Annotated in this window: 14 protein-coding genes; 13 read left to right on the forward strand and 1 reads right to left on the reverse strand. The window is 38.8% G+C overall.

The genetic code is table 11. From position 1 onward, the window contains the following. Positions 1–397 precede the first annotated feature (397 nt). The 5 genes from FLK20_RS07675 to FLK20_RS07695 all read left to right on the forward strand — a co-directional run bounded on the left by FLK20_RS07675 (position 398) and on the right by FLK20_RS07695 (position 6,009). The gene (locus tag FLK20_RS07675; RefSeq protein ID WP_152655980.1) at positions 398–853 is read left to right on the forward strand and encodes an SRPBCC family protein; all 456 of its coding nucleotides are present in this window, start codon (positions 398–400) and stop codon (positions 851–853) included. Positions 854–1,010: 157 nt separating this feature from the next. Then, positions 1,011–1,718 (forward strand): DNA alkylation repair protein, encoded by a 708-nt coding sequence (locus tag FLK20_RS07680; protein WP_152655981.1) that lies wholly within the window; start codon positions 1,011–1,013, stop codon positions 1,716–1,718. A gap of 145 nt (positions 1,719–1,863) precedes the next feature. After that, the gene (locus tag FLK20_RS07685) at positions 1,864–2,793 is read left to right on the forward strand and encodes a prenyltransferase (RefSeq protein WP_152655982.1); all 930 of its coding nucleotides are present in this window, start codon (positions 1,864–1,866) and stop codon (positions 2,791–2,793) included. A gap of 202 nt (positions 2,794–2,995) precedes the next feature. After that, on the forward strand, positions 2,996–4,207 hold the full coding sequence (locus FLK20_RS07690) for an MFS transporter (protein WP_227994913.1): 1,212 nt from the start codon (positions 2,996–2,998) through the stop codon (positions 4,205–4,207). Between the two features lie 548 nt (positions 4,208–4,755). Then, positions 4,756–6,009, forward strand: a complete 1,254-nt coding sequence (locus FLK20_RS07695) for an MFS transporter (RefSeq protein ID WP_152655983.1) — start codon at positions 4,756–4,758, stop codon at positions 6,007–6,009. 51 nt (positions 6,010–6,060) lie between these two features. Here FLK20_RS07695 and FLK20_RS07700 read toward each other — a convergent pair whose 3' ends face one another. Beyond that, positions 6,061–7,674: a PucR family transcriptional regulator gene (locus tag FLK20_RS07700; RefSeq protein ID WP_152655984.1), complete on the reverse strand. Its 1,614-nt coding sequence runs from the start codon at positions 7,672–7,674 to the stop codon at positions 6,061–6,063. 1,280 nt (positions 7,675–8,954) lie between these two features. Between FLK20_RS07700 and allC the strand changes: the two genes are divergently transcribed. From allC to arcC, 8 genes are read left to right on the forward strand one after another with little or no spacing between them, the layout of a single operon-like run. Beyond that, positions 8,955–10,184: an allantoate deiminase gene (gene allC, locus FLK20_RS07705; RefSeq protein ID WP_152655985.1), complete on the forward strand. Its 1,230-nt coding sequence runs from the start codon at positions 8,955–8,957 to the stop codon at positions 10,182–10,184. A gap of 26 nt (positions 10,185–10,210) precedes the next feature. Further along, positions 10,211–10,999 carry a (S)-ureidoglycine aminohydrolase gene (gene allE / locus FLK20_RS07710; protein ID WP_152655986.1) on the forward strand — a complete coding sequence of 263 codons (789 nt, stop codon included), beginning with the start codon at positions 10,211–10,213 and terminating at the stop codon, positions 10,997–10,999. A gap of 15 nt (positions 11,000–11,014) precedes the next feature. After that, on the forward strand, positions 11,015–12,043 hold the full coding sequence (gene allD / locus FLK20_RS07715) for an ureidoglycolate dehydrogenase (RefSeq protein WP_152655987.1): 1,029 nt from the start codon (positions 11,015–11,017) through the stop codon (positions 12,041–12,043). A gap of 25 nt (positions 12,044–12,068) precedes the next feature. Continuing rightward, a complete protein-coding gene (gene allD / locus FLK20_RS07720) occupies positions 12,069–13,118 on the forward strand; it encodes an ureidoglycolate dehydrogenase (RefSeq protein ID WP_152655988.1) in 1,050 nt (349 codons plus the stop codon). Positions 13,119–13,135: 17 nt separating this feature from the next. Beyond that, positions 13,136–14,911 carry an acyl-CoA synthetase FdrA gene (locus FLK20_RS07725; protein WP_152655989.1) on the forward strand — a complete coding sequence of 592 codons (1,776 nt, stop codon included), beginning with the start codon at positions 13,136–13,138 and terminating at the stop codon, positions 14,909–14,911. After that, a complete protein-coding gene (locus tag FLK20_RS07730) occupies positions 14,892–16,157 on the forward strand; it encodes a YlbE family protein (RefSeq protein ID WP_152655990.1) in 1,266 nt (421 codons plus the stop codon). The genes FLK20_RS07725 and FLK20_RS07730 overlap by 20 nt, the downstream gene beginning before the upstream one ends. Next, the gene (locus FLK20_RS07735) at positions 16,154–16,927 is read left to right on the forward strand and encodes an oxamate carbamoyltransferase subunit AllH family protein (protein WP_152655991.1); all 774 of its coding nucleotides are present in this window, start codon (positions 16,154–16,156) and stop codon (positions 16,925–16,927) included. The genes FLK20_RS07730 and FLK20_RS07735 overlap by 4 nt, the downstream gene beginning before the upstream one ends. A 4-nt stretch (positions 16,928–16,931) precedes the next feature. After that, positions 16,932–17,864 (forward strand): carbamate kinase, encoded by a 933-nt coding sequence (gene arcC, locus FLK20_RS07740; protein WP_152655992.1) that lies wholly within the window; start codon positions 16,932–16,934, stop codon positions 17,862–17,864. Positions 17,865–18,118 lie beyond the last annotated feature (254 nt).

The raw sequence follows: 18,118 nt of genomic DNA on the forward strand, positions 1-18,118 counted from the left end.
ATACGAATTTTTGATAATCTGTACACAGCAACAAAATACTCTCTATGTATTGATAATTTAGTATAATCGATAAGGAAATTCAGTATGCTCTTAAGAAGGATGTTCAAAAAATCCAACAAAAATGACACGGCGGGAAAAGGAATTCTGCTAACAACGCCTGCATCGTGTGAGCAACGTAGAAGTCATTGCAGCCCCAGGACGTGTAGTATCAGCGTTGCAACAACTCTTCACGGTGGGGTGAGTAATCTTAGGCTCAAGGACGCCCAAGATCTTAGCCGGATTGCTCCTTTTTACCGAACTTTTGAACACGCACTTATAGGAAATGAGTTGAAAACTATTTTTGATAGCGTTTTTTTAATGATGCCCACCTATTTTTTATGATAAAGGAGAAAAGCTGATGATTACGTTAGAAAAAGTACCTGTAGTAAAAGCGGAAATGCTGATTAGAAAACCTGTGAAAGAGGTATTTGAAGCGCTTGTTAATCCAGAAATCACCACAAAATTCTGGTTTACGAAAAGCAGCGGCAGATTGGAGCAGGGAAAACATATTAAGTGGGAATGGGAAATGTTTGATGTTTCCGACACGCTTTATGTCAAAGAATTACAAGAAAATGAATCGATTCTAATTGAATGGCCGGATGGCACGGAAGATAGATGGATGTTTACTGCTAAAGAGGATATTGGAACAGTTGTTACAGTGATCAATTCTGGATTTACTGGAGAAGGAGATGAGATGGTCACAAGAGCTATGGATTCAGTGGGAGGATATACAATGGTACTCTGTGCAATAAAGGCGCTGCTGGAGCATGATATTTGCTTGAATGTTGTTTTGGACAGCAAGCCGATGGAATGATGCATTCAGCAATAAAACGACTCTGATGTTAATGCTTCTAAATATTTGGTTGGATAAACTCAGGAAATAAAGCAATCTGAAAGAAATTTTCTCTCCTTTCTTTTGGTAGAATGTAGTAAAAAATAGTGGATAATATAGATAGGGAGTGAATGGTGAAGTGACAGATGCTAAAGCAGAGAAGTTTATGGCTGAATTAAAACAGTATGAGAATGAAAATGATATAGAAAAAATGAAACGTTTTTTTAAAGACTCTGATAAAGATACATTGTGTTTAGGAGTGCATATGCGTCATGTATTTCAAACTGCCAAACGGTTCACAAACATGCCTTTAAGTGCAGTCGAGGAGCTGCTTGAAAGTCCATATTATGAAGTGAGAATGGGTGCGGTTAGTATTATGGATTTTCAAGCCAAGCAGAAGAAAATTACAGAAGAGCAAAGAAAAGAATTGTTCGGGCTTTATATTAGAAGGCATGACCGGATTAACAATTGGGATTTTGTAGACCGGGCAGCTCCATCCGTAGTTGGGGCATATCTATTGGACAAGCCCAAGGATATTTTATACAAAATGGCTAAATCACCTAATGTATGGGAACGTAGAACCTCTATTGTAAGTACCCATGCATTTATAAAAGCTGGGAATACAGAAGATACTTTTCAAATTGCTGAATTGTTAGTGGATGATAAAGAAGAGCTTATTCAAAAAGCAGTCGGAAGCTGGATTCGTACAGCTGGCAAATTGAATGAAGATCAATTAAAGGCTTTTTTAGATAAACATGCAGCAACAATGCCCAGAATTACATTAAGGTATGCAATAGAAAAATTTGATAGAGAAATGAAGGATTATTATTTGGCTTTTGGCAAGTAAGCTAAATATCTTATGAGGATATTGAGAGATGCAAGCGGGTCGAGGCTAAAAAAGCATATTGCGAAGATGGGAGTATAAATGACAGGAAAAGCAACCATGCTAATAACAGAAGAAAGTTAAAATTATCTGACAGAGGATGATGCATATGATTCCTACACAGCCGTCATTTAGCCTGAAAGGGATCGGCATGCTGCTAAGGCTTGTAGCAGTGGGATTTTCCAGTGTGGCAGCTATTTTATCAACGGTACAGCCGCTTTTATTTTATTATCCCTTATCAGTACCTGCTGTTATGGGAGTTGCTTTTGTATTATTATTAGGTGCTGTGCTGATACATGGGATGCTGACACATGTTTTCAATGATCTTGCAGATTTTCAGTCCGGCACAGATCAGTATAGCCCGGGTATTCTTTCCGGGGGGAGCAGGGTATTGCAGACAGGAACGATGTCAGTACGAATATTAACCCAATTAGGCATCAGTGCCAGCATTGTTTTATTGCTGATTGCCATTTTGTTTGCTTCCTTTGGGTATATGGAGTTTGCTGTTTTAACACTTGTAGGTATCTGGGGAGCTGCTTCGTATTCATTGAAGCCATTACAGTTAGCATACTACCCTTTTGTAGGGGAGTGGCTAAGTTTATTCCCGACAATGCTGATACTGGGAATTGCAGCACCATGGATTTTACTTGAACAGATTCCCGTCTGGGCCTGGCAAAATGGGCTTATTAATGCGATATGGTGTATGGCTTGGGTCATGGTGCATCATATTCCTGATCGGCATGCGGATCGAAAAGCATCTCCATTAAAACGAACCTCCGTTGTCTGGGCAGAGGATGCTTTTGGAGCAAAGGGTGCTAAAGTCCCGGCACTGCTTTATTTTGTTCTTATCGGCGTGTTGCTGCTTTGGACAGCCTTCACACGCCCTGTCGGGGCAATCGGGGCCGGTATTTTCTTAGGATATGCGATCTATCTTGTTATCCAAATGGACACCGATGATGTGGAAAAAGTAACAAATGATGAGAAAAAGCTGCTTTTTCTTGCTTTTGCGACAGCTATATGGCTGGGGATGTTTGTTTGAAAGTAAAGTACAGCGCTTTTTATACCACTCTCCAAAAGGCAGATGAGGAATCTGGCTTTTGGAGAGTGGTTTATTGTTTCTTCAAGAAGCTTCTCTGCTATAATTCACCACTATGCCATTCCACGATAGAAGCTAAACAAATTAGGCATATCATAAACTCCTGTTTTAATAGTATAATGAAGTGGATAAGGGGTGTCATGATATGGCAATGCAGAAGTATCATAAAACAGATTTTTATTTTTGGAAAATTACATTATGTTTAGCAGCCGCTTCTTTTTTTGTATTTGCAAGTCTTTATGTCGTACAGCCATTATTACCGGTGTTTGTCAGGGATTTTGGTGTATCTGTATCGGAAGCTACTTTAACATTGTCTATAAATATTGCAGGTTTAATTATTGGTTTAATTGTTCTTGGATTTTTTTCTGATCGAATTGGCAGAGTTCCTTTTATCAAATATTCGTTACTTGCTTCGGTCATCCCGTTTCTGTTAATTCCTATGACAGATTCCTTTTCTTTCTTTGTTTTCATGCGGTTTATCCAAGGCTTTGCATTGGCTGGTTTGCCAGCAGCATCGCTCGCTTATATAAATGAGGAAGTCGACCGTTCCAGTATTGGAATTGCTACCGCCTTGTACATAGCCAGTAATGCTTTTGGAGGGATGGTTGGCAGAGTATTGGCAGGCTATTTAGCAGAGGGTTTTGCATGGCAGACGATCTTTTACATTTTTGCTGGTATAGGAGCAGTTATTGTGACCGTAGTGATGCTATTTTTGCCAAAATCCCGATTTTTTGAGCCTAGTCATCTTCCTTTTCGAAAAGATATAGATGGAATGATTTTTCATATTAAAAGTCCGACAATGCTTTTGATTTTTGGTATGGGGATCGTTTTCCAGCTTTCCTTTACCTCTGTTTGGACGTATTTACCGTTTTATTTGGAAGGGGAACCGTTCTACCTGTCAGCACAAGCAATTTCTTATACGTTTCTAGCTTATGGCTTTGGTGTCATCGGGGCTCCAGCTGCCGGCTGGCTGGCAAGCTCTTTGGGGCTGAATGCTATTCGTATTGCAGGTATCATTATTTTATCTGGTGGTATTATCCTGACAATGATTGTTTCATTACCCTGGATTATCGTCGGTTTATGTGTTACCTGCCTCGGGTTCTTTACAGCGCATTCTTTAACGGCAACCTTTGTGACTGAGCAGGCAACGCATCATAAGGGGAGTGCATCCAGTCTGTATTTAGTATCCTACTATATTGGTGTAGCATTTGGGAGTACGGCAGTGGGGCCTATCTGGGATGCAGCAGGGTGGAATGCTGTTGTTTGGCTGGCGGGACTGTTACCAATAGGTTATTTATTATTTGTGACAATGGTGCAAAAAAAAGCAGGAAAATCATCTGCGAGTTCTGACGGATAATGAATGAAGGCAGGTTAAAGGTGAATATTCTATGGAATCGCTGGGCCAATGCCGAAAGAAAGGATGAGCAAACTTACAGAGTTACTTTCGATGGGAACAGATTGAAACTGCTGTGAAAGAAAATTCTGGTTTATGTCTACTGCGCAAATGAATTGGATATAGTATGCATCATTGTTCCTCCAAATGAAATCCGTTTTTTTATACTTCTCATGCAACCCAGTGAGAAGTATTTTCTGTTATGATGTAGCTAAGAATACCTCTGGCTCTCATTATTTAAAATAGGATTGGTAATGTGCTTAAAGATTGATAATGGGAATGAATGGTATTTCCTATTTTCTTTTTTAAAAGGGAGTAATAGTGGAATAATAAATAGACCCTCCATTCAATGAAATTATCTCATCATTTTTTGAAAAGGGTATCTTTTGTCTGAAATGTGTAATGTTACATTTGTTTTTGTTACAATTGCACAATGTTATTTACTTACTTATAAATTACAATTTAATTAAGTAAACAAATATATAAACAATAAAAAGGGAGCGTGTCTTACCATGGATAAAACAATCAAACATGATCCTAATTATTACAAAAAGATAATTGTGGCATTGTGTTTAGGATGGGTAGCTATCTGGATATACCGAACAATCCTTACACCGATATATCCTCAGATACAAGCATCATTAGGAGACGTCAGCAACACGCAAATGGGACTTGTTGCTTCATTTTATTTCTTTGCTTATACAGGGATGCAAATTCCTTCTGGAGCCCTTGTTGATAAATTCGGGCAAAAAAAGGTTTTAATTCCTGCATTTTTCGCGTTTGCAATAGCAGCAATCGTCATTGGTACAAGTACAACAATTATGCAAGTATATATCGGGGCACTATTAGCGGGTATTTCTACTGGTTCTTATTACGGGGCAGCCTTTTCTCTATCGGCTAAACATACACCAAAAGATAAGAAAAGCTTTGCGAATGCGATTATCAATAGTGGTTCGGCATTAGGGATGGTCATTGGACTAGTCGGATCTTCTGTTTTGGTAGGCGGTCTGCAAATCCAATGGAATTATATGCTTTATATGACAGCAGTTATCATATTAGCTATAACATTTGTATTTATTCTGTTTATTAAAAAAGATAGAGCAGCAGCTGATGATAACGGTGGAGATGCGAAAGACAAGCAGGAAGCCGTGCAAAACGTGGATGCTCCGACAAACGTAAGCTTATTTTCTGCCAAGCAATTAGTTGTCTATTTTGTCTACTTTGCAACGTGTTACGGTTACTACATGATTGTTACGTGGTTACCGTCATTTCTTGTGTCAGAAAAAGGATTTGCACAGGGTGCTGTAGGATATGTATCTGCATTAGTTGCAATTGCTGCTGTACCAGGTGCTTTGATGTTTACGAAATATATCGATAAAAATGCACATCAGCGTCTGCCTTTAATTTTGTTCCTATTGATTGCGGCAGCTGCGACAATTAGTTTGACTGTATTTGCACCAAACCCTATCGTGCTTTATATCGCACTGATTCTATACGGTCTATTAGGTAAGCTTGCAATTGACCCAGTGTTAATTACTTATGTGTCTGATTCCGTATCAGGAGATAAAGTTGCCAGAGCGTTGACTCTTTTTAACTTCTTTGGTATGAGTTCATCTGTTATAGCACCGGCACTGACTGGTTATATTGGTGATGTAACAGGATCACAGGTATTAGCGTTCTATATTGCGACAGTTCTTCTGGCATTAGCAGCATTGCTATTTTTCCTTGTGGTGATGTTAAGACAGAAAAAAACATTAGCTGGCTAAATAAAATATATGGAAAACAAAAAGGAGAACAAATGACAGTTCTCCTTTTTGTTATAATGTTATTTTCTCTGAAGCGAATAAAGCTAACCGGATACCCAGAGAGGTGTCGGGCGATTCAACCGGCCGTCCTAATATCTCTTCGCATTTTTTGATACGGTATTTGACGGTATTACGGTGAATAAAAATATCTTCCGACGTCTTGGTAAGGTCACATTGGTTTTCCATATAGACGTTTAATGTATATTTTAATTCTTTTTCCTTTGTTGTTTTTGGATAAGCTAATGGACCAAGTGTATATATGATAAATGGCTTTAATTTATTTGTCGGGATGAGCTGTAACAATTCTTCCACACTTTTCGATTTATACAGCTCTATAAACTCCTTTTCACCGCGTTCGTATTTATTATCATAAGCCTCATTCGCTTCGAAATAAGACAAAGGCAGCTGAGAAAGCTCAGAGACTTCATTACCAATACCGAAAGAAAGCGTGCTGTCAAAGAAATTCTGATATTCTTTTTGGATATACTTACAGTATTCAAGGTAATAATGATGCCCTGTTTGTAAAAGAATCGTAAATCGACGCTGCCCTGGAGACATGTATATACTAATGGTAGGATCAATATTATGAAACATATGCGCCAGCCATTTGAAAGTCATTTGATAAAGCTCGTTTAAGTAGATGTTATTTTCTACATTTTTTTCCTTGTCAATCCCGCAGATAATCACCTGATAGAAATCAGAGGTCCGAATGTGATATTTTTTTAACAGATCCGTGTGCTGAGTCAGAGAAATAAGATTATTTGGTTGTTCAGACATAAGCGATGAGAAAAAATGATCTGTATCCTGCTGCTCTGCTTCCTCGATTTTGCTGTTTTTATAAATAGCGAGGCTGAGTATGTTTACAGCTTGTTCTATTGTTAATAAGCTGATCGGATAGTTGAGCATATTGACATTTGAAATAATCAGATGATATGGGAAATATTTAAAGGCAGGGACTTTAAATATGACATAGTTATCCTGAAAGACGGGTTGCTGACTTTCCTTGCTTTGTTCAGAATTTAAATATCTCCGGAAATAGTTAAGGTTTTTTTGAACTTGATCGGAATGCTGGTGAAAGTGCTGACTTAAAGACTGCACTTCATGAAAAGGGTCCAGCAGCATAACGGGAACTTTGATAAGTCTGCTTAAACGTTCAATCATCATGTTTAAGTTTAAACCTTGAATAAGCATCTCGTTTAATTCCTTTTGGATATCTAACGCAAAATGTAATTTTTCTGTCTCTTCATCCAGGATAAATGATGAAATATGGTGCGTAATAGATCCGAGATTCCAGCTTTCCGGGATTTCAATAATTGGAAATTTTAATTTGTTTGCAAACGCTATTACCTCATCATCCAATTTTTTTAAAAATCGGGATAATTTAATCCCTAAACCGGCAACTTCTATATCATTCAACTCACGGATAAGACTGATAAGCCCGGATTGATTATCCTTGTAATTCATCCCTGTTGTTACGATAAATGAATGCGGTGTTGTAAAATTTTTGATATCGGGCGTTTCCGTAATATCAACCATTTCGACTGTACGTTCAAGGTCACCTTGTGCATTCAGCAATGTTAAATCTGAAAATTGAAGTACAGATAATATATCTTTTAATGTTGTCATGATGACTGCCTCCTTACCTTTGTCAGAAAAAGATAAAATGAAAGTTAAATATGTTAGATGCTACGAGGATAACCCTGCACGAATGATAGTACACTGTCTTTGAAGGTTATTATACGTATAAACCTGTTATATAAAATATGAAAGGAGAATCATTAATACTTAGGTGATTCTTCGTTTTCTGAAAGCACTATTACAAGAATATCACGCTGAAGTCACTTGGACAATGAAATAAGTCTGCATTAGATTTTTTACATGGAAGTTTTTATTTAGACTTCTACTCTTCTTAAGAGTTGTATCGTTTTTTATTTAAGTATAATTGTGAAATTTTTCACAATTCATTGTAATGCTCCAAAAGGGATAAGGAAGAGTCGACAGTGAATAAAAGTGCTTATTATGGAAGGTTCCTAAATTGTCCATCTCAACGCATGACAGTCGAATAAAATTACTGATAGAAAGAAATGATGATAATATGGTATCAACAATACAATTGGAAACGAAATAGCGAGCGTAATTGTTGCTTTTTGTCCATTCTTCTTGAAGCGGGTATGTATTATGACCGATCGGTTATATTATTATCATGGCCGTCTGGTAATACAAGATTTCTGTAAAAGTGAAAATTTGATATTGTCCATGGTAGCATTGTTCATATATCTGAGAATCAGCGACTGCAATTATTTGCTGGTGGAGTGTTTGATTTTACAACGATGACTCTTCAAATTCCTGGATTACATGAACAAATTCTTCTTACGCCGCCGATGACACCGGAGACAATCACCATGCCGGCAGTTTTCAATATTAACACTATACATTAAAATACAGCTTGGATTACTATTGCCCGTATGCATTGTAACTTTTATCTTATCATTTATTGTATAATAAAAATAGGATTGAAAAAGTTAAAAGGGGGGAAAGTATTATGTAGGAATTTGATGCATCCTATGGAATGGTGTCTATATCCGGATGAACCTTTATTATAAGGTTGTTTGTCAGCAGCAAGGCCTGGTTTAGTAAGTCTTTTAATACGAAATTTCGGAAAACATAGAAATTACAGAAATGAACATATAAGTACGGCTAATCCTTCTCTTTTCAGGCTGGAGGTTACCGGTTTTTTTATGGTGTATCTGTTTATTAGTATCTTTTATAAGTGCAGGAGTGAGTATTAAAAATGCATTTGTTGATAGTGCATAAAACTAACACCCAGAATTGTTGGTTATGTCAATGATTGGTTTGGGTTACGATTTTATAATAGAAATAAATAAGAAATGGGGAGTGAGCAAGGAATGGATATTCAAGCAACCTTTGAAGCGTTAGATAAGAAATTTACAAGTTTTGGCGGTTTGGAACAGGGCGGTATTACACGCCTGTTATATTCATCTGAGTGGAATGAGGCAGTTCGTGAGCTGGAAGCAACCTTTAAAGAAGAAGGATTAGAAGTAAGCTTTGATGAGATCGGAAACTTATCCGGGCGCCTTGTTGGAAGTAAATATGCTGATGAGACAATTTTAACAGGTTCACACATTGATACAGTTGTCGAAGGTGGCCATCTGGACGGACAATTTGGTATTTTATCTGCGTTGATTGCAGTAAAATACTTAAAAGAAAAGTATGGTCAGCCGCTACGGACATTAGAAGTACTGTCCCTTGCAGAAGAAGAAGGAAGTCGCTTTCCATATACATTCTGGGGTAGTAAAAACTTCTTTAATCTGGCTAAAAAAGAAGATGTTGAAACGATTACAGATGCAGAAGGAATTAAATTTGAAGATGCGATGCGTGAATCCGGCTTTGATTATCGTAAATCAGATACAGTCCGCGATGATATTAAAGCATTTGTAGAAGTGCACATCGAACAAGGGAAAGTATTAGAGACAGAAAATAAAACAATTGGTGTAGTAAATGGGATTGTCGGTCAAAAGCGTTATACCATCAATTTAAAAGGCGAAGCAAACCATGCAGGTACAACACCGATGTCATTACGCAGAGATACTGTTGTTGCATACAGTGAAATCGTCACAGACTTGACAAAGCGTGCCAGAGAAATCGGTGAGCCGCTTGTACTAACATTTGGACATGTGACTCCTGTTCCAAACACTGTAAATGTTGTTCCGGGAGAAATCACTTTTTCCGTCGATTGCCGTCATATTGATCAGCAGGCTTTAAATGACTTTTCAAAAGAAATAGAAGACAAAATCAAGTCAGTGGCAGAAGCAAATGATATGACTTATGACATCAATTTGTGGATGGATGAAGCACCTTCATTAATGGATGAAAAAATCATCGGCATCATCGAGCAGGCTGCGAAAGACAATGTAGGGGATGCCTATAAAGTTATGCCTTCCGGAGCTGGACATGATTCACAAATTTTTGCGGATTTCGTTCCTACAGCGATGCTGTTTGTACCTTCTATTGGCGGAATCAGCCATAACACAAATGAGGAAACAAAAATAGAAGACCTTGTAAAAGGAATTGAAGTACTGAAAGATGTACTGTATGAGTTAGCTTATAAAGAATAATAAATTGGAAAAGGGGCTAGATACTTTTGAGTTATTTGAATCACAATCAAGGATATAGAGAAGGATTGTTAGAAACACGTTCAGTAATCAAAAAAGATAACTATGCAGTAATTACACCAGATGGTCTTGTGAATAATGTGGTGCCTGGTTTTGAAGACTGTGACGTAACCATCTTAGGCTCCCCCCGTTTAGGTGCAAGGTTTGTTGATTACCTGGTAACAGTTAAAAACCAGGGTGGAAACAAAACTGGTTTTGCTGGCGATGGCGTTCAATCATTTGTCTATGTTGAATATGGTAAAATCAACGCTTATGCTGACGGCAGAAAATATGAATTGACAAAAGGCGGGTATTTATACGTACCTCCGCATTTACAATTGACTTTTGAGAATAATAATAATGGCGAGGACAGCCGTTTGTTCTTATACAAAAAACGCTATCAGCCGCTTGAAGGTCATACACCGGAAATTGTTTCCGGGAATGTGAATGAGATTAAACAGGAAGCTTATGAAGGTATGAAAGAGGTATTAATTCAAGATTTATTGCCTAAAGATATCGCATATGACATGAATATCCATATTCTTTCATTTGAACCGGGAGCTTCACATGGTTACATTGAAACACATGTGCAGGAACATGGTGCTTATATATTAAGCGGCCGGGGAATGTACAACTTGGATAATGAATGGATGCCGGTTGATAAGGGTGATTATATTTTTATGGGCGCTTATGCACCGCAGGCAACCTATGCAGTTGGTCTGGATGAGCCATTTGCCTATATTTACTCCAAGGATGCAAACAGGGATATTAATTTATAAAGAGGGGCAAGTTTTATGAGTGAACCATTAGTGTATGTAGAACGTAACCGTCTCCGCAAGCTAATGAAAGACAAATTAGTGAAAGCCGGTTTGCCTGAAGAGCAAGCGGATAAATCAGCGGACTTACTCATTTTTGCAGATGAACGGGGTATCCATTCTCATGGTGCAGTAAGAATGCAATACTATTCAGAGCGCACGTCAAAAGGCGGGTATAATCTGACTCCTGATTTAAGATTTGAACAAACAGGTCCGGCATCTGGGATTTATCACGGAGACAATGCGTTAGGGCATTACGTAAGCTATCAGGCAACAGAAAAAGCCATCGAGCTGGCAAAAACATCCGGCATCGGAGTTGTTGGTGTAAAAGAAATGGGGCACAGCGGTGCAATTGGTTATTATGCACGGCAAGCAGCTTTGGAAGGCATGGTATCTTTAACCGTATGTCAATCTGACCCTATGGTCGTGCCGTTTGGCGGTTCGGAACCATACTTTGGCACAAATCCGATCGCTTTTGGAACTCCCAAAAAAGATGGCGAACCAATTATCTTTGACATGGCGACAACGGTACAAGCCTGGGGGAAAATTTTAGATGCAAGAAGTAAAAACCAATCTATCCCGGATACATGGGCAGTAGATAAAACAGGCTCGCCGACAACCGATCCATTTAAGGTAAATGCATTATTGCCGATGGCAGGACCTAAAGGATATGGATTAATGATGATGGTGGATATCCTGGCAGGAAGCTTACTTGGCTTGCCATTCGGCAAACATGTCACTTCCATGTACAAGGATTTAACAGAGTACCGGCGTTTAGGGCAATTTCAAATTGTCATTAATCCGGCATATTTTGGAGACAGGGATCAATTCCTTGAACAAATATCCCAAATGGTTGAAGAATTGCATAACAATCCGCCTGCTGAAGGATTTGACAAAGTGTACTACCCGGGTGAAATTCAGCTTGATGTAATGAAGAAGTATCAAGAAACGGGCATTCCCGTTACAAAGGAAATTCTTGATTATTTAGAGTCTGATAAGATTTACTGATCATTTGATGAAGGGGAGTAATCAGATGCGTGTATCTAAGCAGGAACTGTTTGATTTAATGAAGCAAAAGTTTATAAAGGCCGGATTGAATGAAGAAGCAGCGCATGATGTTTCAGATGTATTGACATTTGCTGATTACCGGGGAATTCATTCCCACGGTGCTGTACGTGTAGAATACTACTCGGAACGAATCGCAAAAGGCGGTATTACAGCAAACCCGAATTACAAGTTTGAACAGACAGGACCGTCATCTGCTGTTTTTGACGGAGATAATGGTCCGGGTCACCAGGCGGCAAAGCAGGCGATGGAAAAAGCGATTGAGATGGCGAAAACATCCGGTATTGCTGTTGTCGGGATGAAGCATATCTCACACAGCGGAGCACTGGGCTATTTTGTTGAAATGGCGGCAGAGCAAGATATGGTTGGGATAAGCATGTGTCAATCGGACCCTATGGTGGTTCCGTTTGGAGGAACTGAACCATATTTTGGTACAAACCCGATTGCATTTAGTGCGCCATCTTCGGATGAACGCATGATAACATTTGATATGGCAACAACTGTTCAGGCCTGGGGAAAAGTATTGGATGCGAGAAGTAAAGATGCATCCATTCCAGACACATGGGCAGTGGATGCGTCTGGTGCACCGACAACAAATGCCAGAGATGTGCATGCTCTTGTTCCAATTGCCGGTCCCAAAGGATATGGGTTAATGATGATGGTGGATATTTTATCAGGCAGTCTGCTTGGCGTGCCTCATGGAGTACATGTATCGTCGATGTATCAGGATTTGACCAAAGGCCGGGATTTAGGCCAGCTTCACATTGTCATCAATCCGGCATACTTTACCGATTCGGATGCTTTTAAGAAACAGATTTCAACGATGCTGGATGAATTAAAAGCACAACCGGCGGCAGAAGGCTATGGAGAAGTTTTTTATCCGGGAGAACGCGCAAGATTAAGAAGTGCAAAGTATGAAAAAGATGGTATTGAAATCGTTGATGACATATACAACTATCTGGTTTCAGACGATATTCATTACGATCGTTATCATGGTAAAAATAGATTTGCAGAATAATAAAATGGAGGAACATTATGTTATATACAATTATAAAAGAAAACACGTATCAGGATTCTATTGTGTTAATGCTTTTATCAAACAAATTATCTGCAATGGATGGTGTGAACAAAGTGTCCATCATGATGGGAACGCCAGCTAATAAAGATATTTTTAAATCTTCAGGTTTGGGAACAGATGAATTAGAAAATGCAAACCCGAACGATATTGTTGTTGTTGTAGATACAGACCAAGAAGACAAAGTATCTGAAGTAGAAGCAGAGATAGAGGCAGAGTTAAAAGGAAACTCGGCTGCACAGGACGAGTCAAAAGCGCAGGAGGCACACAACTGGAAAAAGGCAATGGAGCTTGCTAACAACCCTAATTTAGCATTAATTTCCATTCCTGGACAGTATGCAGCAATGGAAGCGGAAAACGCATTGAATGAAGGCTTGCATGCATTTATCTTTAGCGATAATGTGTCTAAGGAAGACGAAGTAAAGTTGAAGCAAAAAGCGCATGAAAAAGGATTATTGGTGATGGGACCAGACTGTGGTACTGGAATCATCCACGGCTTACCACTTGCTTTTACGAACATCGTAAAAGAAGGAGATATTGGTGTTGTAGGTGCGTCAGGTACAGGTATTCAGGAAGTAACAACCATCATTGACCGTTATGGAAAAGGGGTAACAAATGCAATTGGTACCGGCGGCCGGGACTTATCAACAGAAGTTGGAGCTATCACCGTTTTAGATAGTATCAAAGCATTGAACCAGGACCCTAAAGTAAATGTAATAACAGTTATCTCCAAGCCACCTGCAGAAGAGGTACAGCAAAAAGTATTAAACGTGTTAAGAAATATTGAAAAGCCGGTTGTAACCTTATTCTTAGGAGACAAGCCTGCTTATCAGGAAGAAAATATTTATCATGCTTACACGCTGGAAGAAGCAGCAGTTGTATCCGTTCAATTATCTAATGGTGAAAAACCGAACTTTGAACCTAAAATCGTTGAAAATGTCAACGTAGCATTAAAAGATTCACAAGTTGGTATTAAAGGTTATTATTCAGGCGGAACGTTGGCATCTGAAGCAGCGATGTTATTAAAGGATGCATTTAAAGATGAGGTTCCTGCAGAAAAGAAAGAAGCTTATATCTTAAAAACAAAGCACCATGAAATTATTGACTTGGGTGATGATATTTATACACAAGGAAAACCGCATCCGATGATTGATCCGGAAAAACGTATTGAGATGCTAGAGACATCTGGAAACGATCCGGAAACAGCAGTTATCATGATCGATAATGTTATCGGCTACGGCAGTCATGATGATATGGCAAATGAATTAGCGCCGACTATTAAGCGTGTGTTAGAGAAAGCACATCAGGATGGCCGTGAGCTTGCAGTGCTTGCAACAGTTGTAGGTACAGAACAGGATCCTCAAGGTTATGATAAACAAATTGCCACTTTAAAAGAAAGTGGTGCCATTATTTGTGAAACAAACGATCAAATGGTTCGTACAGCGATCAGCCTTGTAGGTGGAAAAGTGGAACAGCCGGTTCTTGATGTACAAAACTTTGAACATACAAAAGAAGACTTGTCTGTAGATGAAAAAATTATGTCCTTGATTAACTCTAATCCAAGTGTCATCAATATTGGACTGAAGAGCTTTACAGAAGCTGTTAAGGAAAGTGGATCAGAGTGTGTTCAATTTAACTGGCGCCCAATGGCTGGCGGCGATGAGAAGTTAATGAAAGTACTTCAATTCCTAAACTATTATGAAGGAGATACATCTAATGGGTTACAAAACAATTAATGAAGCAAACGAAGCTGTTATCCAGAAGATAGTTGCAGCTGCACCATTCTTAACGGATGTAGTGCCTGCTAAATCTGTGATTCCTGAACTGGAAGAGCATGTACTATTGCATGCAGGACCACCAATTAAGTATGAAAATATGACAGATCCAATGCAGGGCTCCTGTGTCGGAGCGATCCTTTTTGAAGGATGGGCGGAAGATGAAGCTGGAGCTCGTGAACTGCTTGAAAATGATAAGATTACTTTTATTCCGTGTCACCATGTAAATGCAGTAGGACCAATGGGAGGTATCACCTCACCTAATATGCCGGTTCTGGTTGTTGTGAACAAAGAGACTGGAAACGAAGCATATTGTCAAATGAATGAAGGTATCGGTGCTGTATTGCGTTTTGGTGCGTATAATGAGCAGGTAATTAATCGTCTGCACTGGATGAAAGATGTGTTAGGTCCAGTATTGAGTAAAGCATTAAAAACCATTGAAGGCGGCTTGAACGTGAACGTTCTGATTGCAAAAGCTATTGCAATGGGAGATGAGTTCCACCAGCGTAATATTGCTGCATCACTTGCATTTTTAAAAGAGGTAGCTCCAATTATTTCAGCATTAGATGATGTTGAGAAAGAACAACGTACAGAGGTTATTCAATTTTTAGCTGATACCGATCAATTTTTCTTAAATATTGCCATGGCAACAGGAAAAGCAATGATGGATGCAGCAGCAACAATTGAACATGGTACGGTTGTTACAGCAATGTGCCGGAATGGAGAAAATTTCGGAATTCGTATCGCTGGTATGGGAGATGAGTGGTTTACTGCTCCTGTTAATACACCACAAGGATTGTATTTCACTGGCTATTCAGCAGAAGATGCAAACACAGATATCGGTGATTCAGCGATTACTGAAACAATCGGTGTCGGCGGTGTAGCAATGATTGCTGCTCCAGCAGTAACTCGTTTTGTTGGTTCAGGCGGATTTAATGATGCGCTGGAAACAAGTAATCAAATGACAGAAATTTTTATCGGTGAAAATCCAAACTTTGCAATTCCAACATGGGATTTCAAAGGTGCATGCTTAGGTATTGATGCAAGAAAAGTTGTTGAAACTGGTATTACTCCGGTAATCAACACTGGTATTGCGCATAAAGTTGCAGGTTTCGGACAAATTGGTGCCGGTACAGTTAACCCGCCAATTGAATGTTTTGAAAAAGCAATCACGGCATATGCTGAAAAATTAGGTTTTACAGAATGATTTTAGAGGCGAGTGCGATTGGATCAATCGCACTCGAGCTCTTGATTGAAGGAAAAAAATTTACGGTTCACAGTATTTTTGAAAAGGGTTGGAATATTATTGATTGCAATGGGGAATTGATATTCCTGGGGACAGATGAAAATGGGACATTTCCATTTGGTATCCTGCTGGATCAGCAAACGAAGCAAACAGTGAGAGCAGGTATTACAGCAGGGGATACCTTTATTGTCCGCAATCACCGTCTTTCTCATAGCCGTTTTGATATCCAATTCGATCATGCAAAGATGCTGCCGTTAAATATGGATTTTGAACATGCCAATATAAATAAATTAAAAGAAAATATGCAGCAAATCTCATTTGAATCATATGAATCCACAGATTTTGAGCTAGCAAGAGTATCAGAATTAATCCATAAATTACAGGACTCCTCCGAAAATGTAGAGGCAGATTTTCGGTATTTTATTGGACGTGGTCAAGGTTTAACGCCAACAGGCGATGATATACTGGTCGGTATTTTATATGGGCATTTTATTCATCCCTTTATCGCACCAAATCATCTTGAAACATTGGCAAATCTGATAAAAGAACCTTTAACAACGACTGTCAGCCAGCGTTTTTTAACCTGTGCTATAAAAGGTTTATTTAGTTCAAAGATTACAAAATTGCAATATGATTCATCTTTGGAAAGTATGAAAAGCCTTATAAAAGTTGGCTCTTCTTCTGGAAAAGATACATTATATGGAATTTGCATGACTTTAAAGAAGGAGTGAAGAAATGGGTAAAAGTGTCGTAATTGCATTAGGAGGTAATGCAATTTTACAACCAAAGCAAGAAGCAACCTATACAAATCAATTAAACAATGTTATATCAGCAGCAGGTCATATGATTGAAATCAGAGAAGCTGGTCATAACATTGTTATTACACATGGAAACGGCCCGCAAGTAGGAAATATTATCGTACAAAACGAGGCTGCTAAAGATGTCATAGAACCAATGCCAATTGATGTTTGTAACGCTGAATCACAAGGATTTATCGGCTATATGCTGGAAAAATCTCTGAAAAATCATATCAGAGAGCGTGGTATTTCTGCAAACGTGGCTACATTATTAACAATGGTGGAAGTTGATAAGAATGATAAAGCATTTGAAAACCCAACAAAGCCGATAGGGGTATTTTTCTCGGAAGAAGAAGCAAAACATATGGAAGCACAAGGATTTACGATGGCAGAGGATGCAGGTCGCGGCTACAGACGGGTTGTACCTTCTCCGGAACCAAAAGAAATTCACGGTATAGAAGAGATTAAACGTTTAATCGATGAGACCATTGTCATTTCCTCAGGCGGTGGCGGTATACCTGTATATCGTGATGATAACGATCAAATTCACGGTGTTGAAGCAGTAATTGACAAAGACCGTTCCGGATTAAAGCTTGCACAGCAGGTAAATGCAGATGTCTTTATGATGTTAACGGATGTGCCGAATGTATATATCAATTTTGGTAAAGAGAATGAACAAAAGCTTAGCCAGATTACAGTAGAGGAAGCGGAGCAATACGTAGCGGAAGGGCAATTCCCTGCGGGCAGTATGCTGCCGAAAATACAGGCTGGAATAGAAATGGCCAAGGCAGGTAAAGAGGCAATTATTTGTTCATTGGACCAGGCTGTAGATGCTTTAGAAGGCAAAGCAGGTACACGTATCACAAAATAAGGAAGTAAATAAATATGCCAAGAGAGGGTGGATCATCAAAATCCTCCCTCTTTTTTCTAGCATGTTAAGAAAGTCTGAAGCTTTTCGTGCGACGCAGTTCCAGTCCATGAAAATAATTCGAATAAATTACAAAGTATAAGAATTCAATTTCTTGTTTTTCAGAATTATTCATTTATTTATCATGCATCGTTTTTTGTGGTACTATACAATAGATTTCAAAAATATATCAGAATAAAGACACATATCTGATTTAG

This window comes from Oceanobacillus sp. CFH 90083 (genome assembly GCF_009389585.1).
In the GTDB taxonomy this organism is placed as follows: Bacteria; Bacillota; Bacilli; order Bacillales; family Amphibacillaceae; genus Oceanobacillus.

Excerpts from the sequence above, each read along its gene's own strand:
- FLK20_RS07675 (WP_152655980.1), top strand. The coding sequence starts at position 398 with ATGATTACGTTAGAAAAAGTACCTGTAGTAAAAGCGGAAATGCTGATT.
- FLK20_RS07685 (WP_152655982.1), top strand. The coding sequence starts at position 1,864 with ATGATTCCTACACAGCCGTCATTTAGCCTGAAAGGGATCGGCATGCTG.
- FLK20_RS07690 (WP_227994913.1), top strand. The coding sequence starts at position 2,996 with ATGGCAATGCAGAAGTATCATAAAACAGATTTTTATTTTTGGAAAATT.
- FLK20_RS07695 (WP_152655983.1), top strand. The coding sequence starts at position 4,756 with ATGGATAAAACAATCAAACATGATCCTAATTATTACAAAAAGATAATT.
- FLK20_RS07700 (WP_152655984.1), bottom strand. The coding sequence starts at position 7,674 with ATGACAACATTAAAAGATATATTATCTGTACTTCAATTTTCAGATTTA.
- allC (WP_152655985.1), top strand. The coding sequence starts at position 8,955 with ATGGATATTCAAGCAACCTTTGAAGCGTTAGATAAGAAATTTACAAGT.
- allD (WP_152655987.1), top strand. The coding sequence starts at position 11,015 with ATGAGTGAACCATTAGTGTATGTAGAACGTAACCGTCTCCGCAAGCTA.
- allD (WP_152655988.1), top strand. The coding sequence starts at position 12,069 with ATGCGTGTATCTAAGCAGGAACTGTTTGATTTAATGAAGCAAAAGTTT.
- FLK20_RS07725 (WP_152655989.1), top strand. The coding sequence starts at position 13,136 with ATGTTATATACAATTATAAAAGAAAACACGTATCAGGATTCTATTGTG.
- FLK20_RS07730 (WP_152655990.1), top strand. The coding sequence starts at position 14,892 with ATGGGTTACAAAACAATTAATGAAGCAAACGAAGCTGTTATCCAGAAG.
- FLK20_RS07735 (WP_152655991.1), top strand. The coding sequence starts at position 16,154 with ATGATTTTAGAGGCGAGTGCGATTGGATCAATCGCACTCGAGCTCTTG.
- arcC (WP_152655992.1), top strand. The coding sequence starts at position 16,932 with ATGGGTAAAAGTGTCGTAATTGCATTAGGAGGTAATGCAATTTTACAA.